15 protein-coding genes are annotated in these 18,894 nt (G+C 65.0%); 7 read left to right on the top strand and 8 right to left on the bottom strand.

Features of this window, described 5'->3' with window-relative positions:
* Nucleotides 1-37 precede the first annotated feature (37 nt).
* The 8 genes from AC1Q6Z_RS08165 to AC1Q6Z_RS08200 form a co-directional block, all read right to left on the bottom strand.
* Complete coding sequence (locus AC1Q6Z_RS08165; protein WP_492647386.1) at nt 38-1,300, bottom strand: glycoside hydrolase family 5 protein; 1,263 nt, start codon at nt 1,298-1,300, stop codon at nt 38-40.
* On the bottom strand, nt 1,297-3,258 hold the full coding sequence (locus tag AC1Q6Z_RS08170; protein ID WP_492647387.1) for a heparinase II/III domain-containing protein: 1,962 nt from the start codon (nt 3,256-3,258) through the stop codon (nt 1,297-1,299). The genes AC1Q6Z_RS08165 and AC1Q6Z_RS08170 overlap by 4 nt, the downstream gene beginning before the upstream one ends.
* On the bottom strand, nt 3,255-4,508 hold the full coding sequence (locus AC1Q6Z_RS08175) for a glycosyltransferase family 4 protein (RefSeq protein WP_492647388.1): 1,254 nt from the start codon (nt 4,506-4,508) through the stop codon (nt 3,255-3,257). Before AC1Q6Z_RS08175 ends, AC1Q6Z_RS08170 begins: the two co-directional genes overlap by 4 nt.
* The gene (locus tag AC1Q6Z_RS08180; RefSeq protein WP_492647389.1) at nt 4,489-5,796 is read right to left on the bottom strand and encodes a nucleotide sugar dehydrogenase; all 1,308 of its coding nucleotides are present in this window, start codon (nt 5,794-5,796) and stop codon (nt 4,489-4,491) included. The genes AC1Q6Z_RS08175 and AC1Q6Z_RS08180 overlap by 20 nt, the downstream gene beginning before the upstream one ends.
* Nucleotides 5,797-5,885: 89 nt before the next feature.
* Nucleotides 5,886-7,205 (bottom strand): phenylacetate--CoA ligase family protein, encoded by a 1,320-nt coding sequence (locus AC1Q6Z_RS08185; RefSeq protein ID WP_492647390.1) that lies wholly within the window; start codon nt 7,203-7,205, stop codon nt 5,886-5,888.
* The gene (locus tag AC1Q6Z_RS08190; protein WP_492647391.1) at nt 7,202-8,404 is read right to left on the bottom strand and encodes a glycosyltransferase family 4 protein; all 1,203 of its coding nucleotides are present in this window, start codon (nt 8,402-8,404) and stop codon (nt 7,202-7,204) included. Before AC1Q6Z_RS08190 ends, AC1Q6Z_RS08185 begins: the two co-directional genes overlap by 4 nt.
* Nucleotides 8,404-9,324 carry a glycosyltransferase family 2 protein gene (locus tag AC1Q6Z_RS08195; protein ID WP_492647392.1) on the bottom strand — a complete coding sequence of 307 codons (921 nt, stop codon included), beginning with the start codon at nt 9,322-9,324 and terminating at the stop codon, nt 8,404-8,406. The genes AC1Q6Z_RS08190 and AC1Q6Z_RS08195 overlap by 1 nt, the downstream gene beginning before the upstream one ends.
* A 211-nt stretch (nt 9,325-9,535) precedes the next feature.
* Nucleotides 9,536-10,216, bottom strand: a complete 681-nt coding sequence (locus AC1Q6Z_RS08200; RefSeq protein WP_492647393.1) for a polysaccharide deacetylase family protein — start codon at nt 10,214-10,216, stop codon at nt 9,536-9,538.
* 178 nt (nt 10,217-10,394) lie between these two features.
* Between AC1Q6Z_RS08200 and AC1Q6Z_RS08205 the strand changes: the two genes are divergently transcribed.
* The 7 genes from AC1Q6Z_RS08205 to AC1Q6Z_RS08235 all read left to right on the top strand — a co-directional run bounded on the left by AC1Q6Z_RS08205 (nt 10,395) and on the right by AC1Q6Z_RS08235 (nt 18,839).
* Complete coding sequence (locus AC1Q6Z_RS08205) at nt 10,395-11,648, top strand: oligosaccharide flippase family protein (RefSeq protein WP_492647394.1); 1,254 nt, start codon at nt 10,395-10,397, stop codon at nt 11,646-11,648.
* A 133-nt stretch (nt 11,649-11,781) separates the two neighbouring features.
* Nucleotides 11,782-13,587, top strand: a complete 1,806-nt coding sequence (locus AC1Q6Z_RS08210) for a serine aminopeptidase domain-containing protein (RefSeq protein ID WP_492647395.1) — start codon at nt 11,782-11,784, stop codon at nt 13,585-13,587.
* 143 nt (nt 13,588-13,730) lie between these two features.
* Nucleotides 13,731-14,576, top strand: a complete 846-nt coding sequence (locus AC1Q6Z_RS08215; protein ID WP_492647396.1) for a hypothetical protein — start codon at nt 13,731-13,733, stop codon at nt 14,574-14,576.
* Between the two features lie 31 nt (nt 14,577-14,607).
* Nucleotides 14,608-14,871 carry an acyl carrier protein gene (locus AC1Q6Z_RS08220; RefSeq protein WP_435264871.1) on the top strand — a complete coding sequence of 88 codons (264 nt, stop codon included), beginning with the start codon at nt 14,608-14,610 and terminating at the stop codon, nt 14,869-14,871.
* Nucleotides 14,868-16,394 carry an AMP-binding protein gene (locus tag AC1Q6Z_RS08225; protein ID WP_492647397.1) on the top strand — a complete coding sequence of 509 codons (1,527 nt, stop codon included), beginning with the start codon at nt 14,868-14,870 and terminating at the stop codon, nt 16,392-16,394. The genes AC1Q6Z_RS08220 and AC1Q6Z_RS08225 overlap by 4 nt, the downstream gene beginning before the upstream one ends.
* Nucleotides 16,387-17,667, top strand: a complete 1,281-nt coding sequence (locus tag AC1Q6Z_RS08230; protein WP_492647398.1) for a type III PLP-dependent enzyme — start codon at nt 16,387-16,389, stop codon at nt 17,665-17,667. Before AC1Q6Z_RS08225 ends, AC1Q6Z_RS08230 begins: the two co-directional genes overlap by 8 nt.
* A 44-nt stretch (nt 17,668-17,711) precedes the next feature.
* Nucleotides 17,712-18,839, top strand: coding sequence for a sugar-transfer associated ATP-grasp domain-containing protein (locus AC1Q6Z_RS08235; protein ID WP_492647399.1), 1,128 nt, complete (start codon nt 17,712-17,714; stop codon nt 18,837-18,839).
* Nucleotides 18,840-18,894 lie beyond the last annotated feature (55 nt).

The raw sequence follows: 18,894 nt of genomic DNA on the forward strand, positions 1-18,894 counted from the left end.
GAGATGCCTCTCCAGACGCAAAGCCGCTGGATTTGCCCTAGTCGCGCAGCGCGCTCCGGTCCAGACCGAGCGCCTCTATCGCGTCGGCGTCGATCTTGCGTGATTCATTGTCAAAAACCAACCCGAAACCGGGATAACCGTCGCCGGCATTGTAATCCCACAGCGCCCAGCCGAAACCGTTGTCCTCCGACGCCTTGCGCACGTCGCTCAGCCAGCGATAGCGGCCCGGGATTTCGGGAAAGTCTTCCGGCTGGCGGGCAACGCCGAATTCGCCGATGATCAGCCGCGACGGCGCGATCTTTTCAGCCTCGACCCATTTCCGCATGGCGGCGAAATGACCCGCGACATAGCCGTCGTCCACGATCGGCGGATCATCGTAGTAATTCGCCATCGTTGCCTTCGCCTGGTCGAGCGCGTCGTCCGGCACATTGTCCCCGGCGCGCCGGCGCTCTGCGATGAGCTGCATCGTGCGGGCCAGCGTCAGTATCCTATCGGCGCCGGGGCCGGGATAGGCGATACCGGACATGTAGCGCAGCGGCTCGTTGGCAAAGGGAAGGCCCTGATGCGTAAAGGGATAGGGCCGGTAATAGTGCACGTCGACGAGCGTATTGCCGTCGAAGGGCGCCATAGCCAGTTGGGGCAGCGCTTCGGGGGAGGAGTAACATCCCGTCGTCAGCACCAGAGCGAGATCCGGCGCGGTCTCGCGAACGGCCGCGTAGAGCAGCGGCTGCATGTTGATCCAGTCGTTGGCCGTCTTGAGCTGGCATTCCTGCTGCGGCTCGTTCATCAGGCCGAGCGCCGTCTTCTCCGCCGGCAGCTTGCGCAAATGGCCGGCGAGCTGCTGCAGCCATTCGGCATAATCGCGGAACGCCGCACCTTTGGCATCTGCGAGGATTTTAGGCGCCGACCAGTTCGGGTCGGAATGGTTGGGATGCGCATCGACGAGCACGCCGAAGCCGGCCTTCTGCAAACGCCGCACCGTGTTGAGGAGCGCGTCGGTAAGCACGCGCCGCTTGGCTTGCGTCACCGAGAGGAAGGGCGCCGGGGCCACCGGCAGGCGGACGAAATCGAAGCCGACGGCACGCAGGCGCCGAAGCTCGGCATTCTTGATGCGGGCGAGCGGCCCCTGGAATGGCGGCCAGAGGAAAGCCCCGGCGGTCGTGGGATCCTCCGTCGGCAGGCTGTGTAGACGGGCAAGATTGATACCGCGCCGGAAGCTCGGCAGGTCGGCCGCCAGCGTCGTGCCTGCCGCACCAAGAAGCATGATGACGAGCAGGACGAGCGGGCGGAGGGTTTTCACAGCAGCCTCAAATCCGTGCGCATCGTCGTGCCGGGCGTCGCCGATCCGCGAAACACCAGCTGGTCGGACGGCGTCTTCACGCCGAAGCAGGGCGAACGCCAGCCGAGCCGCTCCGCCTCCTGTTCGCTTACGACCGATCCCACCCAGCCTTCCGGCCCCGTGAGCCGCAGCAGCGCCGTGCCCTCGGCCACGAAATCGAAGGTGCCGGCCCTGTCAGTGGCGCGGATTTCGATGCCTTCACCGGACAGGAAGGAAATCGCGACGTCATCGACCGGTGCAGCCGCACCCTCCAGCTTGTCCTCGATGCGGAACGTATCCGGCGAGACGCGCCGTAGCGCGCGGACGTGCTCCACGCCGAAACGGGCCTTGTAGCCGTCATGCGCGGCCTCGCAGGAGAAGGCGTCGAGGCGGTCGTCGACGGCAAGTCGGCTGGCCTCCGCCTTGGCCTTCCAGTTGAAGGCGCCGGAGACGAGGCTGGAGCTTTCGCTGCCGATCGACAGCGTGTTGTGCAAAGGCGTGCCGCGGAACGCATCCCGCCAGGCGCCGCCAGCGTGGTAGAGGTAGGTGCCGGCATCCGCTAGCAGCGCCCTGCCGCCATAGGTGAGCCAGACGGCGAGCGTATCGGCATGGCCGTGCGCCGCGATCGACAGGAAGCCGAGCGGCCCGTGGTCCATGGCCAACACCAGTTGCCGGTCGTGTACCCGATCACGCAGCACTGTGTAGCCGCCCTCGGCAAAGGTGTGCACGCCCTCCCCCTTGGTCGGGGCAAGGCGGCGGCCGAAGACGAGGTCGCGCAGATGCGGCGGCGCCACCGGCGGGGCGATGTCCGGCCTGTCGCAGACTGCTGCCCTCGCCGAGAGCACGGAGGCGACATAGAACCGGTCGGCCTCGGGATCGCTGACGATCACGCGGCCTTCGTCATCGTCGCCGATGCGTGGCACGGCGCCGTTTTCGTCCATGAACCAGGAAAGCGCCTCGCCGACGGTGGCGAGCTTGTCCAGCACCGCCCGCGGCAACGGATCGCCCACCGCCTGCGCCACGCGCACGGCCGTCACATAGAGTTCGAGCGTGAAGGCGGTGTAGGTCGGCGACTGCTCGGCACCGATGCCATCGGCGTGGAACTGGCGGTCGACCTCTTCCGCCAGTACGCGGCGCGCATAGGCGCTCCAGCGCGATGCCGCCGGCAGTTCCGGGCAGGCCGTGGCGATGACATAGAGGCCGACAGCCTCCGCGATCAGGTGGTTGTTGGCGGAGGAGAAGCGCGACGGATAGCGGCTGAGCCAGTCGCCAGTCGCAGCCAGGAAGGCGCGGATGGCGCGGGTTTCGGCCGGCGAAAAGGCATCCGCACCGAGCAGCCGCGTCGCGACCAGCACGCTGATGGCGCGCACCGAAAGTTCGATGCCCGACGGCCAATTGATGCCGTGGAAAGGCGGGTTGTCGGCGATCCAGCTGGCAATCTCGGCCGTCACGAAGGCGCACAGATCCGCCCGACCCGTCCGTGCAGCCAGCGCCGCGATCGGCTGGAGATATTGCAGGCGGTTGATTTCCCAGACATATTTCACATCGCCATAGACATCGCTATGCCGATAGTTGATGTCGAAGCAATAGCGGTCCTTCGGCCATTCGCGCTGCGAGACCGGATCAAAATGCCAGAGCGAAGCGTTCCCCACCGCCGGCCATTCCACCCCGAGGAAACGATGCCGCCGGGCCATTGCGGCCTCCGCGACACGCTCCCAGCGCGCCAGCAGATCGGCATCCGCCGAGGCAACATCGATGGCGGCCGGAAAGACCGGAAGTGGCCCGTCGCCCTGATCGAACCGCGCCCAGCCCGGCTGCGCAAGGCGGGCCGAGCGTTTCTTCGCCAGTTCGCCGACCCGGTGCACGACCTCGGCCGTCGACATGGCCGACAGACGTCGCGCATACCAGGAAAGCCGGTTCGAAAGATCGCCAGAGCTCATCGGCCGGCCTTCGCGCCGACTTTCTCGAACAGGCGCTCATAGGCGGCCAGCAGCACGGGCGCCGAATGCTCCCACGAGAAAGAGGCGAGGATGCGCTTGCGTCCAAGCTCGCCCATGGACTGGCGCCGCTGCGGATCGTCGATCAGCGCCACGATCTTCTCGCCGAAATCCTTCACGTCGTTGCGCCTGGCATAGAGCGAGGATTCGCCCGCCGACACACGGCCTTCTCGCGTCTCGAACTGCACGATCGGCTTTTTCAGCGTCATATATTCGAGGATCTTGTTCATCGTGGACAGGTCGTTCATCGGCGTGACGCGATCGGGATTGATGCAGACATCCGCCGTGTTCAGCATGTCGAGCATCACGTCATCGGGCGCGCGTCCCGTGAAGGTGAAGTAGCGCGAGAGGCCGCGCTTCTCGACATCCTCGACGATGGTCGCAAGCTCCGGCCCGCCCCCGACGATGCCGAAATGGATGTCGGTGCGGTGCAGCGTGTTGACGATGTGGTCGACGGCCTCGACGAGCAGGTCCATGCCTTCCTGCTGGCCGATGACGCCGACATAGCCGACGAGATGGGCAAAGCCGTTCTTCAGCTCCTCCTTCGGCGGACGGATCTGCAACTTCTCGATCTTCGGCCCCGAGCGCACCACGAACACGTCGTCCGGTGCCATGCCGCCGCGCTTGATGGCGATGTCGCGGTAGGATTCGTTGGTCGCGATGGAGACGGTGGCCGAGCGGAAGGTCAGCCGCTCGAAGAAGCGCGTCACATGGTAGAGCATGCCGCGCTTGCCGAACTTCGCCTCGAACAGTTCCGGGCAGATATCATGATGGTCGAACAGGAACTTGATGCCGAACGGCCGGAAGAGCCAGGCGACGAGGAAGATCAGGTCCGGCGGGTTGCAGCCATGGATGACGTGAAAACCATGCCGGCGGCGGATCTTGAAAGCGAGCCGCGCCTCGTGGAAGAGAGCGGCGGAATATTCGCGGAGATAGCCGAGCGCACCCCGCGCATCGATCGGCAGCGGGTGGCGATAGATGTGGATGCCCTCGCGCTCCTCGTAGAGCGCTTCGAAACCCTTGCCCGTCGGGCAGATGACCGAGACCGTATAGCCGGCGGCGCGAAGCGTCGTCGCCTCCGACCACACGCGGCGGTCGAAGGGCACGGGCAGGTTTTCCACGACGATGAGCACGCGACGGTCGAACGGCCGGTCGACGGCCGCCTCGACCTCCTTACCAGTTAACACCTTCATAGCGTTCCTCCAGCTCATCCACATTCTTCAGGCGCACGAGGTCATAGAGCCTCTGGTCCTGCCGCATCTGCCCGGGAAGTCTTTCGAATTCCGGATCGGAATTGCCGACGATCAGCACATCGCCATGCGCCGCCACCCGGTCGAAATCGTCGACGAGGATCGACGAGATGTGCGGGATGACGTTGAGGATGTGATCGCGGTTGGCGCCGTAAAGCCGCGCGAAATTGACGAAACGGTCATAGATCAGGATGTCCATGCCCTTGCCGAGCAGGCGCTCCACCAGCGTCACCAGCGGGCTTTCGCGCAGGTCGTCCGTGCCCGATTTGAAGCTGATGCCGAAGATGGAGATCTTGCGCTTGCCGTAGGCCATGATCTCGTCGAAGGCGCGCGCGACCTGTTCTTCGTTCGAGCGCAGCAGGCTGTTGAGCAGCGGTAGTTCCAGGTCGAGCTCGCGGCCCTTGTAGGAGAGCGCGCGCACGTCCTTCGGCAGGCAGGAGCCGCCGAAGGCGAAGCCCGGCATCAGGTAGCGCGGCGAGATGTTGAGCTTCTCGTCCTTGCAGAAGATCTTCATGACCTCGTGGCTGTCGACGCCGACGGCCTTGCCGATATTGCCGATCTCGTTGCCGAAGGCGACCTTCACGGCATGCCAGGCGTTGTCGGCATATTTGACGAGCTCGGCGACATCGACGGAGGTGAGGAAACGCGGCGCCTCGATGCCCTCGTAGATCGATGCGATCTGCGCCGCCACGGCCTCGTCTTCGCCACCGGCGACGATCTTCGGCGGGTTATCGTAGTCATAGACCGCACTCGCCTCGCGCAGGAATTCCGGATTGTTGCCGATGGAAAGCTGCGCCTCCGGACCGGCATGTTCGCGCAGCGTCGGGATGATCAGGTTGCGCATGGTGCCCGGCAGCACGGTGGAGCGGATGACGACCGTGTGCGGGCGCTTCTTGCGCGCTACTGCGGCACCGATCTCCTGGCAGACGCGCAGCACGATGTCGGTGTCGAGCGAGCCGTTCTTGCGGCTCGGCGTGCCGACGCAGATCAGCGACATGTCGGTGGCGTTCACCGCCTCCTCGACATTGGTCGTGGCGCGCAGCCGACCGTTTTCGATGGCGGCGCGGATCAGTTCGCCCACGCCCTCTTCGACGACCGGCGAATTGCCGCTGTTGATGATGTCAACCTTGAGCTGCTGATTGTCGACGCCGATGACCTCATGCCCGTCGCGCGACAGGCAGGCGGCGGTCACAGCGCCGACATAACCCAGGCCAAATAGCGAAATCTTCATGCAAACCTCTGCAATATTGCCGATCCCGGCGTGATGACGAAAGTCGCTGCTGAAAGCGCGTCAGTAGCGGCAAAACATTACGGATACCCTTATCCCGGGGCACAAAGGCCGGGCTCGCGCACGACGAGCGGCATTTTCCCGCTCTTGTCCCGCGCGATCGCCTCGCAGAAACGGATTTCAACCCGCATCGTGTCGGGCAACCGCTGGGCGACCTTCGCCGCGATCGCCGCCTTCAGCGCCTCGTCTTCGGATCGCTCGGCGACGGCGAGGACCAGCACGCGGTCCGGGTCCGTCTGCCGAAGCTGCATCTGCAAGAGGCCGTCGATGGAGCGGGGGATGTGGTTCATGCCGATCAACCGGCTGCCGTCCGGCGCGATCAAATAGTCGCTTTCGCGGCCCTCGATGCGGGCGAAGGGCTTCATTCCGAGCGCCACTTCGTTCGCCCCTTGCGCATCCAGCGCACCCGGAGCAATCGCTATGTCGCCGGTGTCGTAGCGGACCAGGGGTTGCGCGGCGTTGCGCAGGTTCGTCGAGATGATGCGGAAACGCCCGTCACCCTCGTTGCCGATGGGTTGCAGTTCCACCCGCCCATAGGCCGGCATGAACCGGTAGGTGGACGCCTTCAGCGCATAGGCGAAGGAGACCCGCTCGGCCTGGCCATAATAATCCGCCACGCAGGCGCCGAAGAGCTGTTCGGCGCGCGCGCGCAGTTCGTCCGTCAGCACCTCGGAGGAGGTCAGCACGACCGGCACATCGAGCCGCCAGCCCTTCTGCTCCATGCAGGCGGCGAGCATGTCGAGCGCGGAGGGATAGGCCCAGATGACGCCCGGCGCAAAATCCTTGAGCGCGGTGAAGAAGGTTTCCGCCGTCTCGGCATTCAGATGCGCGACGGAGAAATTCATGATCCGCCCGCCGCGCTCCACGCGCCAATAGGGCGGCGTGCGGTCGGACGGGGCCTTGATCGCCTCGCCGCGCAAGACGGCGATGCGGTCGCTCCGGAAATCGCCGCCGGCAAGCGCCACGACATGGTCGATCGCTGCCTGCTCGAAGACGACGGAGGCGAAGCTGCGCTTGATGGCGAGCGGAATGCCGGACGAACCGCTGGTGGCCGCGGCCGCCGTCAGCAGGCCGGAGGGCGAGCGATAGTCGTCGGGTACCGCGCGCAGCATTTCCTTGGTCAGGAGCGGGTAGGCATCGAGCGGCTTGCCCTTCTGGGCGCTGTAGCCGGGCAGGCTGGTGGCGGCCGCGAGGGTGCGATCGACGAGGCGCTGCTGAAGCGCCTGACGGCCAGCGGCATCGCTTGCGTCGAAGGCGGCGAGCTCGCGCCGATAGGCAAGGTAGAGCGGCGGGAAGCGGCGAACGAGTGCGTCCCCGAGCGAAGCCATTTTGAGCCGGGCGATTGCGTTCATCGGTCGCCTGCCTTTGACACGACACGGCTTATGAAATCGTCATAGGCCCGGACCATGTAGTCCATTCTCAAGGTTTCCCGCTGGTCCATGGCGTTTGCCGCAAGGCGCGCCTGTTCCTGCGGCGAGGCAAGGAAGCTCTTCAGTCCCTGGTGAAACGCCGCCTCGTCGCCCGGGATCAGCAGGCTGTCCTCGCCCTCCGTCAGATACTCGATTTCCGGGCTGTGGAACTCGTGCTTGCGGGTAATGATCGGCCGGCCATGCGCGAATGCGTGGTTGATGGCAAGACCGAGATAACCGGGAATGACCACCGCGCGGGAAAGCTTCATCGCCTTGGCGATGCGGATGTCGGAGGGGTCGATGGCGCCGGCGAAGCGGATGTTGGGTGCGTCACCGGCCAGCGCTTCGAGCTTTGCGCGCTCCTCGCCGTCGCCGATCACCAGCACGTCCACCGGCCGTCCGTCCACGTCGCGGTTGGCGACGGCGAAGCGCACGAGGCTGTCCACCTCCTTGCGCGGCACCAGGCGGCCGACATAGAGCAGCACGTCGGCATTCGGCCTGAGCCCGAACTCGGCGCGGATATCGGCGTCGTCGCTGCCCGCGACGGCTTCGGCAAGCGCGATCTGCTCCTCGACGTCGATCGTGTTGCGCACAACCTGGATGCGGTCAGCGGGCACGCCGATCGACAGGAGATGGTCGCGGCCCTTTTCCGTATAGGCGAGGTAACCGTCACCCCAACAGGCCAGCTTATCGGCGGCCCAGAGCGCGATACGGTCCTTCAGCGGCGGCTTGCCGCCCTCATCCCAGGAGCCATAGGCCTTGCGGTAGCCGAACCCCCACCAGAAGACCGGGCGCCGGCGGAGCTTGGCGAGCGCGAGGATGGCGAAGCTCGACAGGAACTTGAATTCATGGCCGATCACGACACCATCGAACCGGCCGGAGGCAAAGCGCGACACCGCCCTCTGCCAGATCAGCAAAGCCTTCTTCAGCCGCAGCTCGACCGTGCCGACCTCGACATTGGCGAAGGGAAACGGCGGTTGCGCCACTTGCAGCGATGTGTTGGACGGCGGCTTGCCGTGGAAGACGACATAGTCGTTCTTCGAGGTCTCCGAGAGCCGCACGTAGAACCCGCGGCGATAGACGGGAACGCAGCCCTGGTGGAAGATCGCAACCTTGTAGGGCTTTGCGGGCTTTTGCAGCATCACGCCTGCCTCCCGCTGCGGCCGTAATAACCGGCGCGCTGCCAGAAGGTCAGCTTGCCAAGCGCCGACATGACCTGCATGGCGCAGCGCGCGTAGAACTGCCGGCTGAACGGATAGCTCACCGCCGCGAGCGGCGAGAAGATGACGAGCTGGGCAAGCGCCTTGGGCACGATCGCGAGGAACGCCGGCATCGGCCGCGGATCGCGCGTGATGCGCACATGGGTCGTGTTGCGCGCCGTGACGAGCTTGCGGCGCAGGAAGGCCGGCAGCGAGGCCTTCGCCTGCGGCCAGAATTCGTGCACGACGGCATCCGCCACCCAGATGATCTTGCGCCCCTTGCGGTAGAGACCGTGCGTGAAATCCGTATCCTCGCCGCCCGAGCGGCCAAGCCGCGGATCGAAGGGCGGCGTGCCGTCGAAGCAGGTGGCGACGCGGAACATGATGTTGCCCGTGCGCGCGGCCTGCAATTGCCCGCCGGTCGCCATCGCCTCGCGCTTGCCGAAGAAGAAGGGTGTCGGGTCCCAGCCGAGCGCCGGCTTGTCCTCGAAGACCGGCAGGACGGGCCCGGTGCCCATGTCGGCGCTATGAATTAGGAGCGCGCGGTGGAGGTTTTCCAGCCAGTCCGGCTCGGCTGTCTCGTCGTCGTCGATGAAGGCAAGGAACTCGCCGCTCGCGGCAGCAACACCGGCGTTCCGCGCATGGGAAATGCCGGCGCGGGTTTCATGGACGTAGCGCGGGCGCGGCTCGAGACCCGAAAGGCCTTCGACCCAGCCGCGCGCATTGCCGTCCGGCGTGTTGTCGACGACGATCAGCTCCAGGGAAAGGCCGCTCGGCAGACGCTGGGCATAGACCGACGCGATCGTCCGCCTTGCCATCACCTCCCTGTCGAAGGTGCACATGACTACCGAAATCAAGGTCAAGCGCCCTGTCCCTCTTCTCGGCCCACCGGTTGCGGCCGTCGTTCCCGGCATCGTCGCAACCGATGATCGCGCTCGCCGTGTGCCCAACTTGTTGGCGTGTCGTGTCTAACATGGCGTTAATTTCCGCCTTCCGGTCCTGTTTCGGCGCAGGATTCGTCGCGGCCTGGTTAATGCCCATGAAACGGAAAGGATCGAATGCGAGGGAAACGAATTACCAGCGATAGCGCAACCGGCGCGCGATCCGGTAGGCAAGGCCACGGGCCTTCTGTTCGGCGCTCGCGAGCGGCAGAAGACCGGTCGCGGGATCGAAGGTTTCGGTCAACGAGCGGCGCGGGCAGAACCACACGTCACGATAGGTGAGCCCCGTCGAGCTGGTGAAGACGCGGTCGTAGCGCTCCGCCTTCAACTGCCGCAGCACCGCCTGGTCGAACCCGCCGAAGGGGATCGAGGCATAGGCGACCGGCGCGCCGATCGCGTCCTCGATCGTCTTGCGGGCATCGACCAGTTCACGCCGGCGTCCTGCCGCGTCAAGGCGGCGCCAGTCGACATGGTCATGGCCGTGGCTGCCGATCGTCATGCCGGCGGCAGCGATCTCGCGGATCTGCGCGGCGGAGAGATAACCCTGTTGCCCGATACGGCCCGCGAGCACGAAGAAGATGCCGCGCCGGCCGTGCTCCACGAGCGCCGGCAGCGCGACCTCATAGTCGGAGATATTGCCGTCGTCGAAGGTGACATGCGCCTCAACCCCCGTCTTCGCCTCCAGTTCGCCGAGCCCGGCGATCGTCCGGCGGAAAACGTCGGCGGTCACGAAATAGCGAAGCTCCCCCTCGGCCGGCGGCACGATGGGCGCGCCGATGCCGTGAAAGGTGAGGTACATTGTATTGGCGAGCATGGCGTCTCCGGCGGCGATGGGGCGACCGCCCCTCCTCTACCCCGCAAAGCTCAAGAAACGGTTTACCCCCTTCGCTCTGCCACCATTGCGCGCGATCCACCATTGTTCTAGACGTAGCGCCGTGATCGGGCGGCTCGGCCGTATCGGGCACCGCGGGGGCTGAGCGCATGGTGGTTGCATGAAACGGATCGTGGCGCTTGCCGACAAAGTTCGCGGTTCGCTCTTAGCCCGGAATACCATCGTCTACACTTTCAATTTCGGCATGCAGCTGGTCATCCAGTTCGGCTACTTCATGCTGCTGTCCCGCTATCTCGGGCCGTCCGACTACGGCGTCTTCGTCACGCTGTCGGCCATCAACGGCATCGGCGTGCTGCTGATCGGCCTTGGCAGCGACCATGTGATGATCCAGCGCGTCGCCGTCGATCCCGGAAATTTCCCGCGTTACCTCGGCCACAGCGTCGCAATGTCCGCCCTCACCATGCCGATCGTCGCGGTCTTCGCCATCGCGATCAGTCACTATCTTGTGAGCGCCCATATCGCGCTTTCCTCTCTGCTTGCCTTCGTCGCGGCCCATCTGGTCTTCGGGCGCATCGTCGCCGTCTGCGCCAGCGCCTTCATGGCCTTCGACCGGGCGAAGCTGCAAATGCTCGTCAATGTCGGCATGGCAGTGCTGCGCGCGCTCTTCCTGGTCGCGGCGGTGGTGCTGCAAAAGGATTTGACGCTCGACCATTGGGCCTGGTGGTATCTCGCCGCCTCCGCGCTCGGCGCGCTCATCTCCGTCGTGCTGGTCGCCGTGGTCTGCGGCATGCCGTCGCCGGCCGTGATCCGCGGGGACATTTCGCTCGGCCTGCAATATTGCCTGGAATTCGTCGCGATCGGCAGCGTCGCCGATGTCGACAAACCGGCCGTCGCCCAGACGCTCGGCCCCGACATCGCCGGCCAGTATGCGGCCGGCTTCAAGATCGTCGATGCAGCCTCCGCACCGATCCGCGCGCTCCTTTACGCGACCTATACGCGCCACTTCCGCAACGCGTCCGCCAGCGCCGCAGAAAGCGTGCGCTTCGGCCTGAAGCTCGTGCCCTTCTCGCTGCTGATCTCGGTTCCGATCGCGATCTTCCTCTATTTCGTCGCCGACTATATTCCGTATCTCATCGGCCACGATTTCGACGGCACGCCGGAGATCATCCAGCTCCTAGCGCTCTATCCGCTGCTCATGGGCCTTTCGGGCATCGGCGCCGATATTCTGCGGGCGGTCGGCAAGCAGAAGCTGCGCATCACGCTCCTCATTATCACCGCGCTCGTCATGGTGCCGGCGATCTGGGCCGGTGCGGTGCTCGGTGGCCTGCTCGGCGCTGGCCTCGCCCGCCTCATCGTGCAGATTTCGCTCGTCGGCGCGACCTGGCTGTTCCTGGCGCGCGACAAGACCGTCTAGGGCGCATTACACGCGATCTTAAACTTTGCCGGGCAGAACGGAACGGCTGCGCGCCTGCAAAATTGGCCGCCGCATTCAAAATATGACAGCGCCTTTTACGCGGCGCTAGGGCGGACTGGGGACGGAACACGACATGTCGGGAGACGCCAAGAACGGCGCGATCATTGCTGCGGAAATCGGGGCAAAAGCCCATGAGGCCGCCTATCCCGTGGCCTTTTCCGGCATCATGGGCCTCTTCAAGCCCGTCTCCGACACCATGCCTGCACGCGATCTCGCGGTCCTCTTCCTCGCACCTTGGGGTATCGACGAACTCTGCACCCGCAAGTTCTTCCGCATCACCGCCGAAACACTCGCCGATATCGGCATCGCCAGCCTGCGCCTCGACTATCCCGGCACTGCCAATGCGCTCGATGCGCCCGACGCCGTCATCGACATCGCTAGCTGGACGGATGCCGCGCTCGCGGGGGCAGATGCCCTGCGCACCCTTTCCGGCGCCGCCAATGTGGTCCTGCTCGGCTTCGGTCTCGGCGCCGCGATCGCGCTGAAAGCAAGCGACCGCGTCGAGAACCTGGCCGGTCTCGCCCTCCTCGCGCCCGTCGTCTCGGGACGGCGTTATCTGCGTGAACTCTCCGTCTGGTCGGCCGTCGTCGATGAAGGCGTGGGCGTTGCGCCGCATATGCGCGACACCGCGCCCGGCACGATTGCGGGCCTGTCGATGCCTCAGGGCATTGTCACGACGCTCGCGACCCTGACCCCCGACGCCTTTGCCGACAACCGCGCCGAACACGTCTTCTTCGCCGCAAGGCCGGACAACACATCGGACCGTCAGTTGCGCGACCGCCTGGCGGACGGCGCGACGACGGTGCGCGATTTCGTCTTTCGCGGCTATGACAAGCTGGTCTCCAACCCGCTCGGCCAAGAAATCCCGGCCGACTTCCTCGAAGCCCTGCCCGATTGGCTGAAGGGGCTTGCCCCATATCAGACGGCGATAAATCCGCCAGCGCCCCCATCCGGCCCAGCCGTCGTCACCGCCGGTGACGTGCGCGAAACCGCACTGCGCTTCGGCCCCGGCAAACGGCTCGTCGGCACGCTGACCGAACCCGCGACGGGCGGCAGCGAGGCCACGGTCGTGCTGCTTACCACCGGCTACGACCATCAGGGCGGGTGGGCGCGCTCCGGCGTCGATCTTGCCCGGCAGCTTGCGGCAAAGGGCGTCGCGTCGTTTCGTTTCGACAGCGCCGGCGTCGGCGACAGCCCGCCGGTGCCGGGCCGCCGCGAAGAGGTTCTCTACGACGAGACGCAGGTCGACGACATGGCCGCGGCGCGAGAATTCCTCGACGGTATGGGCAGGCGCGGCCCGGCACTGCTTTTCGGGCGGTGCAGCGGGGCCTATGTCGCTTTCCGCGCCGCCGCCGCGGACGAGCGCTGGGCGGGCTGCATCGTCGTCAACCCCTATGCCTTCCGCTGGCTGAAGCCACCAAGCGCGGAAGTCGTCAACAGCGCACCCCGTGCGCTTGCCGACTACTCCCAGAAGGCGCTCAAGCTCGACACGATCCGCCGGCTCTTTTCCGGCGACATCGACATGAGCGCCGCCGCGCGCAATATCGGCCAGCGCGTTACCCAGCGCCTGTCCAAGCGGCTTGCGCCACTGCTCGGGCCGCTGCTTGCAACCGAGCGCCTCGAACGTGCCGTGCATGCCGATTTCCGCGCGCTTTCGCAGCGGCCGGGCCGGACCTGCCTCGTCTACAGCGTCGACGATCCGGGGCTCGACAATCTCTATGTGCATTTCGGCAATCAGGTGGAAGGGCTTGCCGCCTATCCGAATGTTTCCCTGCATATCCTGCCGGATACCGACCACAACGTGACCCCGCGCGTCAGCCGCCAACAGCTTTTCGACATCGTAGAGCAGGCCGCGACGTCGCTTTCGCGCGAGCGCTGAGCAAGGCTACTCGCGACATGCGAACTGTTTACCTTGTTTGGCATCAGAGGCCGCCCGCACCCGGCGCAAGAGCCCCCGTTTAGGCTTTCTGAAGGAGTCCGGCCTAGAGACTTGGCCCAAAGAACGGGATTGCAACGCTGGATATGCTCAAGCTTCGCGCCATAGGCCAGGATGGACTGGACGCCGCCTCGGAACTTCTCACGAAGGGCTTTCCGTCGCGCTCGCTCGCCTTCTGGCAGCACGGTTTGAAGCGGCTTTTCGACCATGGCAGCGAGACCGGCGCGGGCTCGATCGGCAACCTTCTCATGGCGGACGAAACGCCCATCGGCATCCTCCTGACCATCGCCCGGCGCGACGGCGAGACAGGGCAGAAGATCGTCAATCTTTCGAGCTGGTATGTCGAGGAAAGCCACCGCTGGTATGCGCCGCGCATGCTGTTGGCCGCCATGGCCGACAGCGGGGCCATCTACACCGACCTCACCCCCTCGAAGGCCGCAGTCGAGCTGAACAACCGTCTCGGCTTCCGCACCTTCGACTATGATCTCCTGCTGTTTCCCCTCCCCTGGCTGGCGATTGCCGGCCGCCGGCAAGGCAGGCTCGTCGCCCTCGACGCCGTACCTCCGGGCGCCATTTCGGAAACCCTGCTGCGAGACCTGCGCAACCACCATGCGCTGGGCTGCATCGTCACCGTGATCGAGGCGGGCGGGCGCTACCATCCCGTCGTCTTCGACGTCATCCGCAAGAAGCGCATTCCGATCGCCCGGGTGGTCTATGCCGAAAGCGCCGATCTCGTTGCCGATAACCTCGCGATCCTGGCGCGCCGGCTGATCCGGCACGGCGTACCGCTGCTCTGCCTGCAGATGCCGGCCGGGCGGCGCGTTCCCTTTGCCTACCGCTGGCAGAGCGGGCTTCGCTACCAGGTAAAGGGCGAATGGGACGACCGGAGCATCAACGAACTCTACTCCGAACGCGTGCTCTTGAAAGTCTAGCCGCGACCGGTCTTCACGAAGAGGAAAAGCCATGCTGAACAATGCGACTGCCGCCTCCACCCCGGATATCGAGGCCGAAATCTACGGCTATCTCGACAAGCGGTTCCCGGCGCTCGCCCCGGTGGCGCCGGATACGGCGCTGCTCGACGGCGCGATCGATTCGCTCGGCTTCCTCGAACTGATCATGTTCCTGGGCGAGCGCTTCAACCTCTCCATGGAAGACGACAATTTCGACTTCCAGGAATTGGCGACGCCCGCCAGTCTCGTCAACTTCGTTTCGCGGACCCGGATGTGAGCAAAAGCCCTGTCCTTCTCCACCACCTGCTCGCGCCGCATGCGCAAAGCGACAGGCCTGCGCTGATCGATGGCGAGCGGGAACTCGACTACCGCGGCATGAACGAACGCGTCGAGCGCTTCGCTGCTGCACTTGCCAAAGCGGGCGTGGAGCGCGGCGACCGCGCCGCGATCTTCCTGCCGCGCGGCATCGAGGAATGCGTCGCCATTTTCGCCGTCAGCCGGGCAATGGGCGTCTTCGTGCCGATCAATGCCCTGCTGCGCGGCCAGCAGATCAGCCATATCGTCGCCGATTGCGCCGCAAAGGTCGTGATCACCAACCGCACGCTCGCGCCGATGGTCGCCGAATGCCTGCAAGGCGTCGTGGAAGCCCGCATTCTCCTCGTTGAGGACATGGCGGAGGCGGATGCCGCCGGCAGCCCGCGCGATGTCAATATCGGCGAAGACCTCGCCGCGATCCTCTACACCTCCGGCTCCACCGGCCGCCCGAAGGGCGTGATGCTCTCGCACCGCAACCTTCTCGCCGGTGCCCGCATCGTGCGTACCTATCTCGGCATCACGCCGGACGAGCGCATCCTGTCCGTCCTGCCGCTCAGCTTCGACTATGGCCTGAACCAGCTCCTGACATCGGTCGAGCAGGGCGCGCTGACGGTCATCCTGACCTTCCGCTTCGGCGACGACATCGTGAAGGCGCTGCGCGACCACCGCATCACCGCACTTGCCGGCGTGCCGACGATCTGGGCGATCCTGACCAAGGCCTCGCCGCTGCTCCCCAAGACCGAGCTGCCGCACCTGCGCTATATCACCAATTCCGGCGGCGCCGTGCCCTCGCAGACGGTCGCGAACCTGCGCCGGATGTTGCCGCATACCAACGTCTTCCTGATGTACGGCCTGACGGAGGCCTTCCGCTCCACTTACCTCCCCCCGGAGGAACTCGACCGGCGGCCGACCTCGATCGGCAAGGCCATTCCGGAATGCGAGATCTTCATCGTGAAGGAAGACGGAACGCGGGCAAAACCCGGCGAGCCCGGCATCCTCGTGCATCGCGGGCCGACGGTTTCGCTCGGCTATTGGAACCGCCCGGAAGACACCGCGCGCGTACTCAAGCAGAACCCCTTCCGCACCAAGGACCAGGGCGGCGACATCGTCTGCTATTCCGGCGATCTCGCCGTCCAGGACGAGGACGGCTTCTTCTCCTTCATCGGCCGCAACGACGCGATGATCAAATCCTCCGGCTACCGCATCAGCCCCTCGGAAGTCGAAGAGGTCATCATGGCCACCGGCCGGTTCCGCCAGGTCGCCGTCATCGGCCTGCCGGATGATTTCGCCGGACAGAAGGTCCATGCGGTCGCGGTCGCGCTCGAACCAAATACTGCCGTCGCGCCAGTGCTGCAAACAGTCGCCAGCACGCTCGCCGCCTACATGGTGCCGCGCGACCTCGAACTGGTGGAAAACTTGCCGATCACGCCGAACGGCAAGGTCGATTACCGACAGCTCGTCAGGGAGCGGACAGACAATGGCTGACAACGTCCAGAAGCCCGCAAACCACGGCTACGAACTCGCCAAGGGCCTGTTCGAGATCAACGGCGACGATCTCGTCCTCGGTGGCCTGCCGGTGCGCACGATCGTCACGGAAGTCGGTTCGCCGGCCTATCTCTACGACGGCGAGCTGATGCGCCACGCCTATCGCCGGCTTGCCGATGCGCTCAAGGGCTTCGCCTCCATCTATTATTCGGCAAAGGCCAATCCGGCCGAGGCCATCATCCGGCTCTTCCTCCAAGAAGGTGCCGGCATCGAGATCGCCTCGCTTGGCGAATATCGTGCGGCGATCGCCGCCGGTGCGGCGCCCGAGCACATCCTCTTCGCCGGCCCCGGAAAGCGCCGCGCGGAACTGGAAGCGGTGATCGAAGGCGGCATCGGCGAGATCCACATCGAGGGCATCGACGAGATCGAGCGACTGCGTTCGATCGGCAAACCGGTGCAGGCCTCCATCCGCATCAATCCCGTCCCCACCGTCCAGGCCGGCGCCATGCGCATGGGCGGCAAGGCGACAGCCTTCGGTTTCGACGAGGAGGATCTCGACGCCGCGATCGCCGCCGTCGCCTCCGCCGACAACATCGAGCTCGTCGGCATCCACGTCTATGGCGGCACGCAGATCCTCGATGCGGAGGCCCTGCTCGGCCAGTGGCGCCACGCCATCACGCTTGCGGCCCGCGTGGCACGCACCACCGGCAAGCCGCTGAAGACGATCGATCTCGGCGGCGGCCTCGGCATTCCCTATTATGCCGGCGACAAGCCGCTCGACCTCGACGCCGTGGCCGCCGCGGTGCCGGAGCTGGCGGCGCTCCTCAAGTCGGAGCCGCTGATTGCCGGCGCCCGCGCCATAGTCGAGCCGGGCCGGTTTCTCGTCGGCGAGGCCGGCCTCTATGTCAGCGAGATCAACACGGTTAAGCAATCGCGCGGCGTGCGCTTCCTCGTCATGGAAGGCGGCATGAACCACCATCTCGCCGCCTCCGGCAATCTCGGCCAGGTCATCAAGCGCAACTATCCGGTCGTCGCACCCGCCCGAATGACGGCGCCGTCCGACGCGCCGGCAACGCTCGTCGGCCCGCTCTGCACGCCGCTCGATACGCTCGCTCGCGATGCAGGACTGCCCGACCTAAAGGCCGGCGACCTCGTGGCCGTGCTGCAATCGGGCGCCTACGGGCTCACGGCCAGCCCGATCAATTTCCTCTCCCATCCGCATCCGGCCGAAGCCCTTGTGGAAAATGGACGCATCGAGGCAATCGGCCGGTAACACCCGCAAGGAGGGCGTCACGCGGAACCGTCAGGAGAAGCAACGTGATAGTGAAGAATTATCAGCGGTTCAAACGGATGCTCACGGAGGATTTCCGGGTGTATCTGGGGGCTCGTGACAAGAAGCCCCTGCCGCGGCAGGTCTTCGAGATCTATCGCCTGCACAAACTCTACGGCTACCTGCCATACCAGTACCTGAAGCACAGCCTCTATCTGAAGAAATACGGCAAGGAGATTTACCGCTATCTTCCAACGGAACTTTTGCATGTCACGCGCGACCGCGTGAACTCGGCGGCCGATCTCGCGCTTGTCGATGATAAACTACTGTTCGAGGAGCGGATCCGCGCGGCGGGCCTCAGAACCACCAACACCCTGTTCCAGCTGCAACGCCAAGCCATCAGCGACATGGCTGGCAAGCGGGTCACCTATGTTGATTTCGTCGCAACGATAGAAGGGCTGGAGCTACCTGACGGCATCATCATCAAGCCGCTCTCGGGCGGTTCTGGCAGCGCCGTCTTTAAGCTTCGCGCGACAGATGGCGTGCTCTACTACAAAGGACAGGCGCTCGGTGAGGCGGACTTCGACACGTTGATCTTCACCACGAACAACGGCTTCTACTGGACGGATTTTATCGTTCAAGAGACCATCTCGCAGCATCCGGAAGTCGCGCGGTTTAACCCAACCTCTGTCAATACGGTCCGCATCGACACCTTCATAGATGAAGCAGGCAGAGTGCATTTCAACGCCGCCGCCCTCAAAGTCGGCTCCCCCGGCAGCATCACAGACAATTCCAGCACGGGCGGTTACATGATCGCCATCGAGCTGGAGACCGGCCGCTTCTTGACTGGCGCCAAGACCGAGGCGCGTTTCGGCGGCAAATACCATGATCTCCTCACGGTGTTCGGCATCGAGCCGTCGACCTTTACAATGCCGTTCTGGCAGGCGCTGCGCGAGACAGCAAGCCGCGCCGCCGAGACAGTCGCACCTTTCCGCTCCCTCGGCTGGGACATCGCCATAACGCCAGCAGGCCCCCTCGTCGTTGAAGCCAATTCCGACTATGGCATCGATGTCCTGCAGGAACTTGCTGGAGGCTACGTCGACAAGGCGCTCGGCCGGTCCTATCTCGATCGGCATCCGGCCCGGAAAGAACGCATCCTTGAAGCCTTGCAGTAATTCGCCGCTTACGTACGGAAAATCGATAGCGCGGGATTCAGATATTCTTTAAATG

It is taken from the genome of Shinella sp. GW835-FHT14H05, from assembly GCF_058793575.1.

Excerpts from the sequence above, each read along its gene's own strand:
- AC1Q6Z_RS08215 (WP_492647396.1), top strand. The coding sequence starts at position 13,731 with ATGCTCAAGCTTCGCGCCATAGGCCAGGATGGACTGGACGCCGCCTCG.
- AC1Q6Z_RS08185 (WP_492647390.1), bottom strand. The coding sequence starts at position 7,205 with ATGAACGCAATCGCCCGGCTCAAAATGGCTTCGCTCGGGGACGCACTC.
- AC1Q6Z_RS08175 (WP_492647388.1), bottom strand. The coding sequence starts at position 4,508 with ATGAAGGTGTTAACTGGTAAGGAGGTCGAGGCGGCCGTCGACCGGCCG.
- AC1Q6Z_RS08230 (WP_492647398.1), top strand. The coding sequence starts at position 16,387 with ATGGCTGACAACGTCCAGAAGCCCGCAAACCACGGCTACGAACTCGCC.
- AC1Q6Z_RS08170 (WP_492647387.1), bottom strand. The coding sequence starts at position 3,258 with ATGAGCTCTGGCGATCTTTCGAACCGGCTTTCCTGGTATGCGCGACGT.
- AC1Q6Z_RS08205 (WP_492647394.1), top strand. The coding sequence starts at position 10,395 with ATGAAACGGATCGTGGCGCTTGCCGACAAAGTTCGCGGTTCGCTCTTA.
- AC1Q6Z_RS08210 (WP_492647395.1), top strand. The coding sequence starts at position 11,782 with ATGTCGGGAGACGCCAAGAACGGCGCGATCATTGCTGCGGAAATCGGG.
- AC1Q6Z_RS08180 (WP_492647389.1), bottom strand. The coding sequence starts at position 5,796 with ATGAAGATTTCGCTATTTGGCCTGGGTTATGTCGGCGCTGTGACCGCC.
- AC1Q6Z_RS08190 (WP_492647391.1), bottom strand. The coding sequence starts at position 8,404 with ATGCTGCAAAAGCCCGCAAAGCCCTACAAGGTTGCGATCTTCCACCAG.
- AC1Q6Z_RS08220 (WP_435264871.1), top strand. The coding sequence starts at position 14,608 with ATGCTGAACAATGCGACTGCCGCCTCCACCCCGGATATCGAGGCCGAA.
- AC1Q6Z_RS08200 (WP_492647393.1), bottom strand. The coding sequence starts at position 10,216 with ATGCTCGCCAATACAATGTACCTCACCTTTCACGGCATCGGCGCGCCC.